Annotated in this window: 18 protein-coding genes and 1 pseudogene; 9 read left to right on the plus strand and 10 right to left on the minus strand. The window is 66.7% G+C overall.

What is annotated here, in order from left to right:
• The 6 genes from C9E82_RS24260 to C9E82_RS24690 all read right to left on the minus strand — a co-directional run.
• Nucleotides 1-186 (minus strand): response regulator (locus tag C9E82_RS24260; RefSeq protein ID WP_147482382.1); only part of this gene is annotated, 186 nt, incomplete at its 3' end.
• 119 nt (nucleotides 187-305) lie between these two features.
• Nucleotides 306-1055, minus strand: coding sequence for a hypothetical protein (locus tag C9E82_RS24265; protein WP_147393113.1), 750 nt, complete (start codon nucleotides 1053-1055; stop codon nucleotides 306-308).
• A 406-nt stretch (nucleotides 1056-1461) separates the two neighbouring features.
• Complete coding sequence (locus C9E82_RS22455) at nucleotides 1462-1689, minus strand: hypothetical protein (RefSeq protein WP_119899135.1); 228 nt, start codon at nucleotides 1687-1689, stop codon at nucleotides 1462-1464.
• The gene (locus C9E82_RS22460) at nucleotides 1686-1898 is read right to left on the minus strand and encodes a hypothetical protein (RefSeq protein ID WP_119899137.1); all 213 of its coding nucleotides are present in this window, start codon (nucleotides 1896-1898) and stop codon (nucleotides 1686-1688) included. Before C9E82_RS22460 ends, C9E82_RS22455 begins: the two co-directional genes overlap by 4 nt.
• A 3-nt stretch (nucleotides 1899-1901) precedes the next feature.
• A complete protein-coding gene (locus tag C9E82_RS22465) occupies nucleotides 1902-2084 on the minus strand; it encodes a hypothetical protein (RefSeq protein WP_119899139.1) in 183 nt (60 codons plus the stop codon).
• Between the two features lie 116 nt (nucleotides 2085-2200).
• On the minus strand, nucleotides 2201-2374 hold the full coding sequence (locus tag C9E82_RS24690) for a hypothetical protein (protein ID WP_170162119.1): 174 nt from the start codon (nucleotides 2372-2374) through the stop codon (nucleotides 2201-2203).
• A gap of 298 nt (nucleotides 2375-2672) precedes the next feature.
• On the opposite strand from C9E82_RS24690, the gene C9E82_RS22470 reads away from it, so the two are divergent.
• From C9E82_RS22470 to C9E82_RS24695, 3 genes are all read left to right on the plus strand, one after another.
• Nucleotides 2673-2882 carry a DUF4287 domain-containing protein gene (locus C9E82_RS22470; RefSeq protein WP_119899141.1) on the plus strand — a complete coding sequence of 70 codons (210 nt, stop codon included), beginning with the start codon at nucleotides 2673-2675 and terminating at the stop codon, nucleotides 2880-2882.
• Nucleotides 2883-3012: 130 nt separating this feature from the next.
• Nucleotides 3013-3381, plus strand: a complete 369-nt coding sequence (locus tag C9E82_RS25460; protein WP_119899143.1) for a TonB C-terminal domain-containing protein — start codon at nucleotides 3013-3015, stop codon at nucleotides 3379-3381.
• A 296-nt stretch (nucleotides 3382-3677) separates the two neighbouring features.
• On the plus strand, nucleotides 3678-3827 hold the full coding sequence (locus C9E82_RS24695) for a hypothetical protein (protein WP_183154136.1): 150 nt from the start codon (nucleotides 3678-3680) through the stop codon (nucleotides 3825-3827).
• A 419-nt stretch (nucleotides 3828-4246) separates the two neighbouring features.
• Here the strand turns inward: C9E82_RS24695 and C9E82_RS22480 are convergent, their stop codons facing one another.
• Nucleotides 4247-4369 carry a DUF1127 domain-containing protein gene (locus tag C9E82_RS22480; RefSeq protein ID WP_280524970.1) on the minus strand — a complete coding sequence of 41 codons (123 nt, stop codon included), beginning with the start codon at nucleotides 4367-4369 and terminating at the stop codon, nucleotides 4247-4249.
• 457 nt (nucleotides 4370-4826) lie between these two features.
• Between C9E82_RS22480 and C9E82_RS22485 the strand changes: the two genes are divergently transcribed.
• The 5 genes and pseudogenes from C9E82_RS22485 to C9E82_RS22505 all read left to right on the plus strand — a co-directional run bounded on the left by C9E82_RS22485 (nucleotide 4827) and on the right by C9E82_RS22505 (nucleotide 9145).
• Nucleotides 4827-5285, plus strand: a complete 459-nt coding sequence (locus C9E82_RS22485) for an AAC(3)-I family aminoglycoside N-acetyltransferase (protein WP_119899147.1) — start codon at nucleotides 4827-4829, stop codon at nucleotides 5283-5285.
• A 295-nt stretch (nucleotides 5286-5580) separates the two neighbouring features.
• Entirely contained in the window at nucleotides 5581-6213 is a 633-nt protein-coding gene (locus C9E82_RS22490) for a CerR family C-terminal domain-containing protein (protein ID WP_119899149.1), read from the plus strand.
• The gene (locus C9E82_RS25350) at nucleotides 6206-7147 is read left to right on the plus strand and encodes an HlyD family secretion protein (protein WP_119899150.1); all 942 of its coding nucleotides are present in this window, start codon (nucleotides 6206-6208) and stop codon (nucleotides 7145-7147) included. The genes C9E82_RS22490 and C9E82_RS25350 overlap by 8 nt, the downstream gene beginning before the upstream one ends.
• Nucleotides 7144-8039: pseudogene (locus tag C9E82_RS22500) on the plus strand (ABC transporter ATP-binding protein). The gene C9E82_RS25350 and the pseudogene C9E82_RS22500 overlap by 4 nt, the downstream one beginning before the upstream one ends.
• A complete protein-coding gene (locus tag C9E82_RS22505) occupies nucleotides 8036-9145 on the plus strand; it encodes an ABC transporter permease (RefSeq protein WP_119899152.1) in 1110 nt (369 codons plus the stop codon). Before C9E82_RS22500 ends, C9E82_RS22505 begins: the two are co-directional and overlap by 4 nt.
• 176 nt (nucleotides 9146-9321) lie before the next feature.
• Here the strand turns inward: C9E82_RS22505 and C9E82_RS22510 are convergent, their stop codons facing one another.
• The gene (locus C9E82_RS22510; protein ID WP_119899155.1) at nucleotides 9322-10038 is read right to left on the minus strand and encodes a thioesterase II family protein; all 717 of its coding nucleotides are present in this window, start codon (nucleotides 10036-10038) and stop codon (nucleotides 9322-9324) included.
• Between the two features lie 127 nt (nucleotides 10039-10165).
• Here C9E82_RS22510 and C9E82_RS22515 point away from each other — a divergent pair, with 127 nt between their 5' ends.
• Nucleotides 10166-10801, plus strand: coding sequence for a 4'-phosphopantetheinyl transferase family protein (locus C9E82_RS22515; RefSeq protein WP_183154137.1), 636 nt, complete (start codon nucleotides 10166-10168; stop codon nucleotides 10799-10801).
• 35 nt (nucleotides 10802-10836) lie between these two features.
• Here C9E82_RS22515 and C9E82_RS22520 read toward each other — a convergent pair whose 3' ends face one another.
• On the minus strand, nucleotides 10837-11055 hold the full coding sequence (locus tag C9E82_RS22520) for an MbtH family protein (RefSeq protein ID WP_119899160.1): 219 nt from the start codon (nucleotides 11053-11055) through the stop codon (nucleotides 10837-10839).
• Between the two features lie 99 nt (nucleotides 11056-11154).
• Nucleotides 11155-14741: non-ribosomal peptide synthetase (locus C9E82_RS22525; protein WP_147482383.1), on the minus strand; the 3587-nt coding region annotated here is incomplete at its 5' end.

Here is a 14741-nt window from a genome sequence, read left to right on the forward strand (position 1 = left end):
GTGGCGGCGGTGCAGCGCGGCCGCAAGCTCCAGCCCGTTGGCGCCGTGATCCAGCTGATAGTCGATCAGCAGCGCATCCGGCGCGATCTCCATCTCCTCCAAGAGGGCGATGGCCTCGTCGGGGCCCGGCGCGTCCAGCACGCTGACCCCCCAGCGTTCCAGCCACGGAATGGATCGCGATGTCACGGTGCAGCCGGCGCCAGGGTCGTCTTATCGCTGCTTGCTTCTGCGGCGGGGCCAGTTGATCGACCTGTCGGTGGCGGCCATGTCGGCACACTGGTCAAGATGGTCTCGTTGTATTGACCTTACGGCGCTGTCCAATTGGAACAGTCGGGTAAGGGAGCATCGGGTGAATATACAGCTCTCTGGGGGTCGATTCTGAAAACCCTCTCAAAGCTGCACAGGGGATCTTCGACCGTTATCAGGTCGCTTTTCCTCAGGGGTGGCCTTTCGAGGGAGTCCTCATCCCGGGATACGTTGCCAGGATACGAAGTCGCCGTCGTCTTGTAGCGCAGTACCGGCATGCCATCCTGCAACCTGCCTTCGACCGACAGGCCACCCACGAAATCGTATTCGTCATGGCAAACATCTGCACGGTTGACAGCGTCCTGCTCGGAGAAGCAGGCACGGATAAGGGCGCTGGACCGGATCGTGATGGTCAGAGGTATCCAGGGCGCTTTCCCTGGCAGGAAGGCAATCAGATGAAGCTGCGTAGCCTGTACTCCGCCTCCGGAATAGGCGGTCGATGTCTCGACTTCGACGCCTGCCAGAAGCCCGCCATCAAAGCGGATCAGACCAGGCCAGATATCGATCTGCTGGAATTCATCAGGTGCAATTGCGGTCAGATCATAGGCTTGAGTGGCTGATGCGTTTCCTTCGACCGACAGAACCAGTAGTGATTGCTGGCCATCTGCCGTCGCCGCGATATTCAGGCAGATCTCTCCGTCATGAGTGCAGCCCCGTCGCGCAGGCCCATCCCGATCCCGTGCCAAAGGCTCAATGGCCTGCTCCGCAGACGTCGCCCCGGCAAGCAGCACAAGAAGCGGGAGGAGCATATGTCTGATCATTCGACTGCCTCTGATTTTGTATCCGGCTGTGCGCCGTAGGCTGCAGGCTGGCACATCGATCAACGCCGAGCGAGCAGATCATACCGCAGCTTCGTGCTTCTGCTCCGGAACTTTGCGGCAAGCACGAATGGCTGGTTTGCGGAGCCACGCCACATACCGGCGTCGTGGTCGAGCTGAGAGACGCCGTCAACACTCTTGACGATGAAACGAAGAGCCGTCCCGACGATAAGTCGGGCGACAATTGATCCGCAGCAGCCCTCCCGCTCCGACATGGCGCAGGGGCGAGAGAGGAAGGTTGCCGTGGTCCTGCCGAGCGGTTGCTGACGGCCCGCCTGCCAGATCGGCGGGCTGTGCGCAAAGAAAAGCCCGCCGGGCGGAGCTGATAGTTTTCTCCTCACCCCTCCAGCCTCGCGATGATCCGGTGCGCCAGGTCGGCGCCGAAGGTATCGCCTTCCTTGTCGCGGTGGTCGGCATAGTCGTGCATGATGGCCGTCATCTCGTCCAGGCCGAGCCTGCGCTTCTTCGCGGCAAGGCTGAGCAGCACGGCGAACAGCGTCTCCGTCAGGTCGGTCAGCTGTTCGACCTGCATCTCCAGCTGCTCGATACGCTCCTCGAAGGTCATGTGTTCTGGTCCTCGAGCCTGTCAGCCCAGCTGTTCAGCAACTCGGCGGCGCCTGTGTCCCCCTGCCGCTCTCGTTCGGCAGCCGTCATGCGCAGCCAGTTCGGCAGTTCGTCGAGCCGGATAACGCCGGGCTCCTCGGCCAGCAGGACAGCGAGTTTCAGCAGATGATCGGCAGCCGCGGCCCATTTGTCGATGCGGTCATCGGTCATGGCTCAATCCTCTCGCTCCACCGCCGCCTTCACCCGCTCGACCCAGGTCTCGCTCATCAGGCGGCAGCGCTGCCTCAGAGCCTTCGCGACCGCTGCTGCCATGTCGGCGATCGCCGGATCGGGGTCCGCGGCCGCCGCGACAAAGACCTTTGCTGCCAGCTCGCGCTCCTCCGGGGGTCTTGGCAATTGCCAGCCCCATGCCGACCACCATGTGGACGGCGGCCTTCCGGCTCGCGGCAATTGCACCCGCCTGTTCCCGTATGCGCTCCTCGGAGGTCATGTCTTCCGACACTACGCCCCCTTCACCCGTCTTGCCGCCTCGCGCAGCACATCCGCCACGACCGGTGTGCCGCATCCGCCATGCGCTCGTAGGACATGACCAAATCGGCCCGGCCTTCCTCGGTTGCCAGGAAGTCAGTCGGCATCGTCGTGAGCAGATCCAGCAGGAAAACCCGTAGGGCGTCGGTGTCGTCCATCTTCCTCCCCCGCGCCCATCATGTTGACGGTGTGCGATTCGTCCAGAGCGAGGTGCGGGCCGTATGTCAGTCGCGGTCAGATCACCGCTCAACTTCGGGGGACGCAGCCTCTATTGCGCCTGGAAGAACCGTCATGACCTGTCAGTTCCAAACGAGCCGCGTCAGTGGATCGGGCGGCGGCGCCATCGCCATGCTGCGCTTGATCCCCTCATGTCGGCCCGGCACCACGGCATTGGCGGTGAACCCGATTGTGAGATAGGTTTTGCCAAGGCTGATGGATGGCAATCAAGGAGGGGTCATGACCGAGAAGGCAAAGGGACCGGCGTCGTATTTTCCGTCAATCGAGGCAAGATACGGTCGCCCCATCGCCGAGTGGAAGGACCTCATTCGCGCACAGTCCGGCAAGAAGCACATGGAGCTTGTCGCGTGGTTGAAGCAGGAACACGGCCTGGGGCACGGTCACGCAAACGCCCTCGTCGCCGATACGCTCCGTGAAGGTGATGCCTGATCGGTAATGCGCCGCCCGCATCGACCGAAGCCCCTGTCCAGGGCGGGGCCTTCCCTCAGGGCCGGCGAGCCATCTTGTGGCTGGACGACCGGCAGGGCTATAGGCATCAAGCCCGTGGAGTGAAGTCTGGATGATAATCCTGTTGCCCGTCGCCCTTTCCGTCCTCATCTCATTTCAGGATGCGATTTTCCACCGTGCCGAAGCGCCGGTGCCCGTCGCGACCCAGGCCCAATGGCAGCAGGAACTCCAGCGTCAGCTGACCCGCGCCGTCCGGGTCCCGCCTGACTTGCGGAAGGTCGTGCCCTCGGGACGATACGAGGCCCATCTGGCCTTCACCATCAATCCCGATGGCACGGTCAGCAATGTCTTTCTGGCGCAAGCCTCGGGCAATGATGCCATGGATGTCCACGGCGGTCGCAAGACATCGCTTTCCTGCGTTCGCCCAGGAAATGCGCAAGATGCCCCAAAAGGTCGTGCAGCCGATGATGTTCATGCTTGACGGGACTCGGGAAGAATAAGCTGGGCGACAGGCCGGCGGCCATCACTCACCGCACGATACGCGCGCGCGGCATAGAGTGACGTGCCCTGCCAGATTCGCGCAGCAATACGCGCGGGCATGTGGGAACGACATGGGGTCTCTGCGGCTGCGGGGTTATGCTACGCCGTAAAGGGAGGCTGCCGGCAGCAACGTCATCGGCAGGAGGGTATTGAAGGACGGCTCGCCCGGCGGTAGGCTTGCCGTATTCGCAACATGCGGGCTAGGTCCCTTGCCATCCCGCGCCAGATTGAACCGATATGTCTTCCCTTCATGCCTTTCTCGCGCTCGTCGCCGGGGTGGCCTGCGCGGTCCTTCTCTGGCCGGATTGGGCGCTGTTCCTCGTGCCCCTGCCCATCGCCGCCGCCCTGGCGCACATCATCACCCGCCGAATGGATCGATCCAGGTAGCACCTTGTCGATCTGCCTTGGGCAATCATGCCGTCATGACGCCCGGCCGTCGGGGCTATCGCAACCGAACACCAGATGAGTTTTTTCCCTTTCGGAAAACTCCACTGGGCGGCGCCCACCTCCCGAATGGCAGAGAACAGGCCGGCACTCTTATCGGTCGCAGCTGGCGCCGGGCCACGCATGAACAAAGACTTTTCGAAGCCCGTTTCTCACTCAATGATCTTACCAGGTGGTCACTCGACCCTGCATAGCCCCCGACAGGCGGATCCGCTTCTCGCAGCGAAGACCGGCTTGCGGCAGGTAACGGAGCAGGCGTTACGAGCGCCAAAGCGTTCAGGAGCCGAACTTCAGTTCAGATCACGCGCACACGAAAAACCCCGCAGCATCGCCACGGGGTCCGTTCATCGTTCAGGATGGCTTCAGGCGCCGCGGGCAACCCGTTCGATATCGCCACGCGCCAAGCCGATATCGCTCAACTCGCGATCCGTCAGCGCGTTCAGCTCGCGGCGGGTGATGCGGGCATCGTTCCAGGCGGTGATCATCTCGGTCACGCGTGCAAAGACCTGACCCAGGCTACCGGCTGCATGGTTACAGCTCATTTCGACAGCGGACATTTCGACACCTTTTCATCTTGCCCAATCATCGGGCGTGTTTCGGACAAGAGGAATATAGGCTGGGCAAACCCTGGACAGTAGCCATGACCCCGGCAAAGCCGCCATGCATTCTGCGCTGCAGCATGGGGGCCTTTGTGAACGAATATGACATCTGTCTGATCGCGGCGGCATCACGGCTGCGCCGGGGGGAGCCTCGCGAGGAGGTCGTCGCGTTTCTGGTCGAGATCGGGATCCAACACATGGGAATGGGCGACAACCCGACTGCCCGGCCCGAGGGCGGAATCGGTCATAGCCGTCGAAGAAGGCTGGCCACGCATCCGGCACCGATGCAGCATAGGCGCTCCGTGTGCCGACGATGATCCTGGAACATGAAGAGGAGCTGCCGATGTCTGTCTCGATCAGGTGCCTGAACGGATCCGACGTTCCTGCGCTACGGCAGATGAACGCTCTGTTCGGGGATGCCTTCGATGATCCCGACACCTACCTGGGAGAGCCGCCCGACGACGCCTATCTGAGCGACCTCTTGACCAGGGATCGTCTCATCGCACTGGCAGCCACGGACGGCGCTGTCGTTGTCGGCGGCCTGATTGCCTACAAGCTTGAGAAATTCGAGCGGGCGCGCTCCGAAATTTACATCTGCGATCTTGCTGTCGCCGCGACCCATCGGCGCCAGGGCATAGCAACCTCGCTCATCGGTGCTTTACGGGAGATTGCTGCCAAACGGGGCGCTTGGGTGGTATACGTTCAGGCCGACCATGGTGATGAACCGGCGATTGCCCTCTATACCAGGCTGGGAAATCGCGAGGATGTCCTGCATTTCGACATCGCGGTCGATGCGGGTTAGTTGACAGATCATGGGCATCGCGGAAAGCGCGGTGAGCGCAGGTCGACCCGGAGGGCACTCGTTGCGCTCTGGCGCCGCTTATCCGTGAGCGGCCCAGCCTCCTGCTCGTCGTGGTGAAGGTGCGGCGCAAAAACCTTGCGGCAGAATTTCAAGACGATCGCCTTCGGCGGCAGTGAAAGGCGGCTTGAATCAGTCAGGATTGCCGCCGCATTGGTTGGCCGCATCCTCGCAGGATCTCGACAGAACGCCGGAAATCCTGTATCAATCGATTGATTGAATTATTTGGGCGCGCCGCATGAGCCAGCAATCGACCAGGGCCCTGCTGATCCGGGCCGCGATGATCCGCTTCGGGCGCGAGGGGTATGAGGCCGCCTCGACCCGCGCCATCGCGGCGGATGCGGGAACGAACATCTCGTCCATCGCCTATCATTTCGGCGGCAAGGAGGGGTTGCGCATCGCCTGCGCCGATGCTGTCGCGGACCAGATCCAGCAGGTCGCCCGCACCGTTCCGCTTGTTCCCGTCGTCCTGTCGCCCCGGATGGCGCGCGCCACGCTGCGGCGCCTGGTCCGCCGCATGGTCACCTTCCTGATCCTGGGGGCGGGCGCGAACGAGATGGTCGGTTTCGTGCTGCGCGAACTCGCCCAGCCCGACAGCCCGGTGCTGGAGCGGCTCTACGCCACCCTGGTCGAGCCGCGCCATGCGGGGCTTTGCGCGATCTGGTCGGCGGCGACCGGGCGGCCCGCGGAATCCGACGACGTGAAGCTGGCCGTCTTCACGCTGGTGGGGCAGGTGGCCTATTTCCGCCTGGCCGCGCCCATCGTCCAGCGCCGCATGGGCTGGCAGGGCTATTCGCGGCCTGAGGCTCGCGCGATCACGCGCCGCCTGCTGGTCAACCTGGAGCTGATGACCGGGGGCGGCAATGGCTGATTTTCTCTGCGCATTGGCGCTGATCGGCGCGTTGCTGCCCGGCTGCGGCCCCGAGCCGCCGCTGGCGACCGGCTATGTCGAGGGCGAATATGTTCATCTTGCGCCGCTGGCGCCCGCGCGGCTTGTCGATCTGCGGGTCGGGCGTGGCGACCGGGTCGAGGCGGGCCAGCTTCTGGCGGCGGTCGAGGCCGAGGATGCCCGGCTTGCGCTGGCCGCTGCCGAGGCCGCGCAGGACCGCGCGGCAAGCGAATTGGCCGACCTCGAACAGGGCGCCCGCCCGTCCGAGATCGCCGCGTTCGAGGCGGCGTTGGCCTCGGCCCGCGCCAATGCGCGGCATATGGCGCGCGAGGCCGAGCGCCAGGAAAGGCTGGCGCAGCAAAGCGCCAGTTCCCGCGCGCAACTGGATGCCGCCCGCGCCGGCGCCGAGATGGCCCAGGCCGCGGTCGGGGAAGCCGAGGCGCGGCTGGAGACCGCCCGGCTGGCCGCGCGCCCGGACATGGTTCAGGCCGCCCGCGCGGCGGTGAAACAGGCGCTGGCCGACCGGCAGGCGCTGGAATGGCAGATCCGGCAGCGCCAACTGACCGCGCCCGCCGCCGGGACCGTCACGGACATATTGCGCCACCGGGGCGAGATGGCCGGCCCCGAGGCCCCGGTCCTGACCCTTCTACCCGAGGGCGCGACGGTGCTGCGCTTCTTCCTGCCCCAGGGCGAACTGGCCTCGGTCGCCATCGGCACAAGGCTGCGGGTCACCTGCGACGGCTGCCAGCCGGTTGATGCCACGGTCAGCTTCATCGCCGACCGGGCCGAGTTCACCCCGCCGGTGATCTATTCCCGCGATGCGCGGCAGAAGCTGGTCTTTCAGGCCGAGGCGCGTCCCGATCCCGGCGGCGACCTGAAGCCCGGCCAGATCGTCGAGATCCGCAGGACGCCATGAGCGACGCGCCCGCCATCGACGTTGCCGGGCTGACCAAGTCCTTCGGCGGGCGCAAGGTGGTCGATGACGTGTCGCTGCGCGTGGCGCGGGGGCAGATCGCGGGTTTCCTCGGCCCCAACGGCTCGGGCAAGACGACCTGCATCCGCATGATCTGCGGGCTTCTGACGCCCGATGCGGGCGCGGGCACGGTGCTGGGGCTGGACGTGCGAACCCGCCAGCGCCAGATCCGGCGGCAGGTCGGCTACATGACGCAGCGCTTTTCCTTCTACGAGGATCTGTCGATCGAGGAAAACCTGCGCTTCGTCGCCGGCCTCTACGGACTGCCCAGGCAGGCGGTGCGCGAAACGCTGGAGGACCTGGGCCTGACCTCGCGCCGGACGCAGCTAGCGGGAAGCCTCTCGGGCGGCTGGTGCTGGCCGCCTGCCTGATGCACCAGCCGGCGCTGTTGCTGCTGGACGAGCCGACGGCGGGCGTCGATCCCAAGGCCCGCCGCCAGTTCTGGGACGAGATCCACGACCGCGCCTTGCAGGGGATGACGGTGCTGGTCTCGACCCATTACATGGACGAGGCCGAGCGCTGCCACCGCATCAACTACATCGCCTATGGCCGGCTGGTCGTGCAGGGGACGGTGGCGCAGGTGATCGCGGATGCGCGGCTGGTGACGCTGACCGTGCATTCCGACCGGCCCGGCCAGCTTGCCGCGCGGCTGCGCGATGCGCCGGGCGTCGGGCAGGTCGAGCCCTTCGGCGCCTCGCTGCATGTCACCGGCACCGACCGCGCGGCGCTGGAAGCCGCGCTGGCCGCCGAAGGCGTGACCGGCACGGCGGCCGAGACCAGCCTGGAGGACGTGTTCATCCGCCTGATGGACCAGTCGCGGGACAATATGCGATGAGCTTCTCTCTTGTCCGCCTGGGCGCGATCCTGCGCAAGGAATTCATCCAGATGCGGCGCGACCGGGTGACCTTCGCGATGATGCTGGTGGTGCCGATCATGCAGCTTCTGTTGTTCGGCTATGCCATCGACAGCGACCCGAGGGACATGCCGACCGCCCTTGTCGCGCCCGCCCCGGACCGCTTCACCCGCAGCTTCACGGTGGGGCTGGAGAATACCGGCTATTTCCGCCTGACCCATCCGGTTGCCAGCGCCACCGAGGCCGAGCGGATGATCACCCGCGGCGAGGCCGCCTTCGTGGTGACCGTGCCTTCCGATTTCGGCCAGCGGATGCAGACCGGCGACCGCCCGCAGATATTGGTCGAGGCCGACGGCACCGACCCCGTCGCCACCGGCGGGGCCATCGCCGCGCTGAACGGCGTGGCGGCGACCGCCTTTCGGCGCGACGCCGCGCCCACCCCCGCATCCCCCGAAATCGTCCTGCATCGCCGCTACAACCCCGAAGGCATCACCCAATACAATATCGTGCCCGGCCTTCTGGGGGTGATCCTGCAGATGACGATGGTGATGATGACCTCGATGGCCCTGACCCGCGAGATCGAGCGCGGCACGATGGAGAACCTGCTGGCCATGCCCGCCACCCCGCCCGAGATCATGCTGGGCAAGGTGCTGCCCTTCCTCGCCGTGGGCGGGGTGCAGGTCTTCGTGATCCTGGGCGCGGCCTGGGCGATCTTCGACGTGCCCTTCGTCGGCTCGCTGGGGCTGCTGCTGGCGGGGGTGATGCTGTTCGTGCTGGCGCTGGTGCTGCTGGGCTACCTGATCTCGACCGTGGCGCGGACGCAGATGCAGGCGATGCAGATCGCGATCTTCGTCTTCCTGCCCTCCATCCTGCTGTCGGGCTTCATGTTCCCCTTCCTGGGAATGCCCGCCTGGGCGCGCGCCATCGGCGAGGCGCTGCCGGTGACGCATCTTCTGCGGCTGGTGCGCGGCATCATGCTGAAGGGGGCAGGACCCGCCGACGTCGCGCCGCAATTCGTCGCGCTGGCGCTGATGGTCGCGGCGCTCGGCCTGCTGGCGCTGCTGCGCTTCCGGCAGACCTTGGATTGAGGGCGCAATTCCGTCTCGGCGGCGATGGGACCGTCCACGCCTTCTCGATCGACAATCATGTTTCCGGTGTCGCGCAGGTTCGTCAGTCGATGGGCCGCCCATATTGTCATTCCGGCTGGAGCGCCGGCGGTCATGCCCGGCGAGCAGGAGGTCCGGCGCGTCTCTTCCGAATGCCATCACGCTGCTCGGGCGTCGTGCAGCGTCAGGCGCGACATCATGCCCTTGATATGGATGTTCAGCGCAGGCAGCGAATTGCGGAAATAGAAATGCCCGCCCGGCAGCATTCCCAACCCCAGGGAACTGGTGAAATGCCGCGACCATGCGGACAGATCCTCGCCGGGGATATCGGGATCCTCGGTGCCGCCCAGGCAGAGCACGGGAACGGGCAGCGGAGGTTCGGCAATCAGGCGATAGGTTTCGCAGGCGGCGAAGTCGCGTCGCAGCAAGGGGCGGAACAGGTCCATCATCTCGGCATCCTGCAACACCTCATTCGGGGTGCCGGAATAATCCGCAAGTCGCGCGTCGAATTCGGCGTCCGGCAGGTCGTGCAGCGGCTGGCGGCGCGACGGCAGATGTGGCGCGCGATGGGCCGACAGGATCAGCAGATCGGGCATGGCCGCGCCCATGCGGCGCAGATGGCGGGCGGTTTCGAAGGCAACCAGCGCGCCCATAGAATGACCGAAAATGGCGAAGGGGCCGGGATGGCCGGCCAGGCGTATCGCCTGATGCTCGGCCATTTGCCGGATCGTCAGGGCTTTGGGCGGGTCGAGGAAGGGGCGGCTGTCGCAGGATGTGTCGCAGGGGATGGCTTCGCAGCAACCGGACAGCGCCTGGGGCCAGCCGCGAAAGGAACGTGACGAGCCGCCGGCATAGGGAAACAGGTAAAGTTGCATCTGATACCTCTGGTTTGTGATGGCGTGCGGGCATGGCGTGGGCTATCCCGGCACTGGGTGATGAAACTCGAAAGGCTGGGTCTTGCATCGGGCACCGACCGATCTGCTGGCGCTTGCCACGCGGGATATGCCGCTGCCGCCGGGCGGTGGGTTGGTTTTCGTGCGGGTTGGTGGCGGCCTTGCGTTCGATCTGCCCGAGGTCATCCGCCGCTGCGCTCCGCGCCGGCAGGCCACCTTTGCGGCGGGTCGGATGGCGGCGCGGGATGCGTTGCGCAAGGCGGGCCATGGCGGCGAGCCCGTTCCGGGCATCGGCGGCGATGGCCTGCCCGACTGGCCTGCGGGCTGGCTGGGCAGCATCAGCCACAGCGACGATATCGCGGCGGCGCTTGTCGCGCCTGACAGCGGCGCGCAGTTGCTGGGACTGGATGTCGAGCGGATCGTGACCCCCGAGGTGGCGGCCCAGATCGCGCCCGAAGTCATGTCCGGGCTGTCCCTCGGCCGGTCGGGCCAGCCCCCGGAGCTTGAGGTCACGCGGACCTTTTCCGCCAAGGAGGCGCTGTACAAGGCGCTCTATCCCCTGACGCGCCAGTTTCGGGACTTTTCCGCGGCGCGCGTCGGCTGGAAACGGGCCGGGCCGGGCGATCCATGCCGGGTCAGGCTGACGCTGACCGAGGACTGGGGCATGGACTGGCCCGCTGGCACCACCTTCGAGGCGGTCCAGAGGATCGCCGCCGGCCATGTGGCGACGATCCTCTGGCGCTGACCCGCATCCTGCGGGCCGATATCGCGACAGGCGGATCAAGCGGCCTTCCCGGTTTCCATCGCGACAAGGCTGGCCGGGCGCATGTCGGTCCAGTTGGCCTCGACATAGTCGATGCAGGCCGGGCGCTTGTCCGGGCCGAAGACGCTGTGCCAGCCTTCGGGAATGGCGGCGAATTCGGGCCAGAGCGAATGCTGGTTCTCGTCGTTCACCAGCACGAGGAAGATGCCGTCCTGATCGTCAAAGGGGTTGCTCATGATCTTGTCCTTTTCGGGTTGAGATATGCCCTGACCGTTGCGGCAAGGCGCTGGTCGCGACCCGTCTGCCGGATCGCGGTGCGGGATGTGGCCATCGGCTCACAGCCCGTACTCCGTGGACAGCAGCCGGCCGATCGCGGCCAGATGCTGCGGATGTCCCATCTCGTCATGGCGGCAGGCGACCGGATGGCGGGTCAGGTCGGATGCGTGGCGGGCGAACATCTCCGATCCGCTGCCATCGGGTTCCTGCCGGTCGCCGACGGCGTCGAAATAGACCAGCCTGCCGTCGAAGCGTCCCGCCGGGCGGTAATGGCCCAGCCGCGCGACATCGGCGCGGCTGGCCTGCACGAACCGCTCCAGCATCGCCGCGTCCAGCCCGCCCAGGATCGTGCCGTGCAGCGCCTGCGCCGCCCGCTGGTAATCGGGCGTCTCGCGGTCGATCTCGGCCGTCAGGCGCCCGGTCACCGCCAGCAGATCGGCCAGCACCTGTCCCGCGCTCTTGTCGTTCGCGGCGGGATCGAAGCCGGGCAGGTCGGCCAGCAGGAAGGCATCCATCAGCGCCAGCGTCGCCACCTGGCGACCGCGTGCCTGGGCCTGCAGCGCGATCTCGAAGGCCAGCGCGCCGCCATAGGACCAGCCGAGCAGATGCAGCGGCCCGTTCGGGCGGATGGTCTCGATCCGGTCCAGATATTCGGCGGCGGCATCCTCCATGGTGGCGGGGCTGCCGGTGCCGCAGAACTCCGGCCCCTGAAGGGCGTGGACGGTGCGGCCCCGGCCCAGCTGCGCCGGAAGGCTGCGATACCACCAGCCGATGCCGCCCGCGGGATGCAGGCAGAACAGCGGTTCGGGAGCGGGCCCGGCACAGAGGCCGACGGGCGGGAAGTCCAGCACCGGCGCGTCGCTGAAGCTGTCCTCGCCCTGGCTCAGCCGCAGCTCCAGCTGCTGGACGGTCGGCGCCTCGAAGATGGCGCGGACGCCGACGGTGCGGCCTGTGACCATGCGCAACCGCGCGGCCAGCCGCGCCGCCAGCAGCGAATGGCCGCCCATCTCGAAGAAATCGTCGTCGATGCCGATTTCGGGCAGGCTCAGAACTTCGGCCATCGCGGCGCAGAGCCGGGCCTGCAACTCGGTCTGCGCGGGCCGCGAGGGCCGGGCTTCGGGCCGGGGCAGGGCCGCGCGGTCCACCTTGCCATTGGGCAGCAGCGGCAGGCCGTCAACCACCATCACCGCCGAGGGCACCATGTTGCGCGGCAGTTGCGCGGCCAGGGCCTGCCGCAGCGCGCGGGGATCGGGCGTGGCGCCATCGGTCGCGACGACATAGGCGATCAGGTCGCTGCCGCCGCGCGGTGACGGTATCGCCGCCGCAATGGCCTGCCGGATGCCGGGCTGCTTCATCAGCAGCGCGACGATCTCGTCGACCTCGATGCGGAAGCCGCGGATCTTGATCTGCTGATCGGCGCGGCCCAGGTAATCCAGCCCGCCATTCGCACGCCGCCGCACCAGATCGCCGGTGCGATACATCCTCTGGCCGCTGCCCTCGGGGCAGGCGAGGAAGCGTTCGGCGGTCAGGTCGGGCCGGTTCAGATAGCCCTGCGCGACGCCGTGACCCGAGACGTAGAGCTCGCCCGCCACGCCCGTCGCGACGGGGCGCAGGAAGCCGTCCAGAACGGCCGTGCCGACCCCGTCCAGGGCCTGGCCGATCGGCACGCCGCTGGCCATGTCCTGGTCGCGCCCGGCCTCGGCCGCGCTGGCATCCCACATCTCGGAGGTGCCATAGATGTTCAGCAGGCGGGCATGGGGCAGCAGGCGGTGGAACCTCACCGCCAGCTCGCCGGGCAGGGCCTCGCCGCTGGACACGCACAGATGCAGGCCTTGCAGCCGTTTCGCGGCGCCGGGCAGATCCAGCAGCGCCCGCAGCAACGAGGGCACCAGCACGATACGGGAGACACCGCGCGTCTCGATCACGCGGGCGATGCCCTCCACGTCGCCCAGATCGTCATGCGGCGCGATCTCGACCCGGTCGCCATGCAGCAGCGGGACGAACAGCTCGTGGATCGCGTCGATGAAGTTCAGCGTGGTCTTGTGGATATAGACCCGCGCCCCGGCATCACCGGCCTCGGGCAGGGGCAGGCACAGCCGCTCGGCGACGGTGCCATGGGTGCCGACCACGCCCTTGGGCGCGCCGGTGGAGCCCGAGGTGTAGAGCACGAAGGCCGGACTGTCGGCGATCAGCCTGGGCCGGGGCGGCGGGGCGTCCTGATCCGCGCCGACCAGATGCGGTCCCTGCACCATGACCGCGCTCCAGTCGCCCGCGGGCAACATCTGGCGGGTGCGCGGATCGGTCACGACCAGCCTGGGCCGGGCATCGGTCAGCATATGTTCCAGCCGGGCGTCGGGATAGGCCGGGTCCAGCGGCAGATAGGCCGCGCCCGCCTTCCACAGCCCCAGAACGGCGATGGCGACCTCCGGCCCACGCGGCAACGAGATGCCGACGATTTCGCCGGGCCGTACCCCCAGCCGGATCAGGTGACCGGCCAGGCGGTCGCTGTCGCGGTCAAGCTGGGCATAGCTCATCAGCCCGTTCTCCCAGCCAAGCGCGACCGCATCGGGGTTGCGGGCCACCTGCTGCGCGAACAGGTCCGTCACCATGCGCGGATCGCGGCGGGCGCTGCCTTTCGATACATGCGGCGCATCCTCAAGCCCGATCTCGGCGACCGGCAGGTCGGGCGCATCGGCCAGCAGCATCAGGGCGCGGGCGAACAGCGTCTGCACACGCTCGGCATATGCCGCGTCGAACAGATCGGCCCGATAGCTGAGCGTCAGTTTCGCGGCTTCGCCGGGGCGCGCGGGGACGATCATCATCCCCAGTGGATAATGGGTCGCCGCCGCGCCGTGGCTGCCCGCGGCGCTGACCTGCAATGCCTCTTGCGGGGCGTCCTCCTGCCCGGCGGCGGCGCGCACGGGATAGTTTTCATAGACCAGCAGGGTGTCGAACAGCTCTCCCATCCGCATTTCTTGCGTCAGGCGGGGCAGGGCGACGTGGTGGTGGCCGGTCAATGCGGTCTGTTCCCGCTGCAACCTTTGCGACAGAGCGGATTGTGTCTCGCCCGGACGCAGCCGCACGCGGGTCGGGACGGTGTTGATGAACAGGCCGACCATGTCCTCGATCCCGGCGATTTCGGGCGGACGGCCGGAAACGATGGTGCCGAAGGTGACATCGGTCTGCCCGGTCAGATGCGACAGCACCATCGCCCATGCCTGTTGCGCCAGCGTGTTCTGCGTCACCCCCGCCGCCTGCGCGGCATCGGCAAGGCGCTGCCAATCCCCGGCCGCGATGATCCGGTCGCACAGCTCCGGCCGCGGGATGGAACCGGCTTCCGGCGCGATCCGTGTCGGGGCTTCGAGACCCGCCAGATGGTCGCGCCACGCCGTGATGCTGGTGCCTTCGTCGGTCTCCATGATCTTCGCCAGGTAGTCGCGATATTGCGGCGCGGGTCGCCCGTCGAAGGCGCCGGGATCGTCATAGAGCGCCATCAGTTCCTGCAGCATGATCGGATTGGACCATCCATCGATTGCGATATGGTGAGTTGTTATTGCGATTTTGTGTTTGTTTTTTGTTTCGGAGATGAGTGTTACGCGGATCGGGGGGTCGTTTCTCAGGTCGAACCGGGTGTTCTGGTCGGCTT

The sequence above is a fragment of the Paracoccus sigandri genome (genome assembly GCF_003709565.1).
Classification (GTDB): domain Bacteria; phylum Pseudomonadota; class Alphaproteobacteria; order Rhodobacterales; family Rhodobacteraceae; genus Paracoccus; species Paracoccus siganidrum.

Excerpts from the sequence above, each read along its gene's own strand:
- C9E82_RS24265 (WP_147393113.1), bottom strand. The coding sequence starts at position 1,055 with ATGCTCCTCCCGCTTCTTGTGCTGCTTGCCGGGGCGACGTCTGCGGAG.
- C9E82_RS22455 (WP_119899135.1), bottom strand. The coding sequence starts at position 1,689 with ATGACCTTCGAGGAGCGTATCGAGCAGCTGGAGATGCAGGTCGAACAG.
- C9E82_RS22460 (WP_119899137.1), bottom strand. The coding sequence starts at position 1,898 with ATGACCGATGACCGCATCGACAAATGGGCCGCGGCTGCCGATCATCTG.
- C9E82_RS24690 (WP_170162119.1), bottom strand. The coding sequence starts at position 2,374 with ATGGACGACACCGACGCCCTACGGGTTTTCCTGCTGGATCTGCTCACG.
- C9E82_RS22470 (WP_119899141.1), top strand. The coding sequence starts at position 2,673 with ATGACCGAGAAGGCAAAGGGACCGGCGTCGTATTTTCCGTCAATCGAG.
- C9E82_RS25460 (WP_119899143.1), top strand. The coding sequence starts at position 3,013 with ATGATAATCCTGTTGCCCGTCGCCCTTTCCGTCCTCATCTCATTTCAG.
- C9E82_RS24695 (WP_183154136.1), top strand. The coding sequence starts at position 3,678 with ATGTCTTCCCTTCATGCCTTTCTCGCGCTCGTCGCCGGGGTGGCCTGC.
- C9E82_RS22480 (WP_280524970.1), bottom strand. The coding sequence starts at position 4,369 with ATGATCACCGCCTGGAACGATGCCCGCATCACCCGCCGCGAGCTGAAC.
- C9E82_RS22485 (WP_119899147.1), top strand. The coding sequence starts at position 4,827 with ATGTCTGTCTCGATCAGGTGCCTGAACGGATCCGACGTTCCTGCGCTA.
- C9E82_RS22490 (WP_119899149.1), top strand. The coding sequence starts at position 5,581 with ATGAGCCAGCAATCGACCAGGGCCCTGCTGATCCGGGCCGCGATGATC.
- C9E82_RS25350 (WP_119899150.1), top strand. The coding sequence starts at position 6,206 with ATGGCTGATTTTCTCTGCGCATTGGCGCTGATCGGCGCGTTGCTGCCC.
- C9E82_RS22505 (WP_119899152.1), top strand. The coding sequence starts at position 8,036 with ATGAGCTTCTCTCTTGTCCGCCTGGGCGCGATCCTGCGCAAGGAATTC.
- C9E82_RS22510 (WP_119899155.1), bottom strand. The coding sequence starts at position 10,038 with ATGCAACTTTACCTGTTTCCCTATGCCGGCGGCTCGTCACGTTCCTTT.
- C9E82_RS22515 (WP_183154137.1), top strand. The coding sequence starts at position 10,166 with ATGCCGCTGCCGCCGGGCGGTGGGTTGGTTTTCGTGCGGGTTGGTGGC.
- C9E82_RS22520 (WP_119899160.1), bottom strand. The coding sequence starts at position 11,055 with ATGAGCAACCCCTTTGACGATCAGGACGGCATCTTCCTCGTGCTGGTG.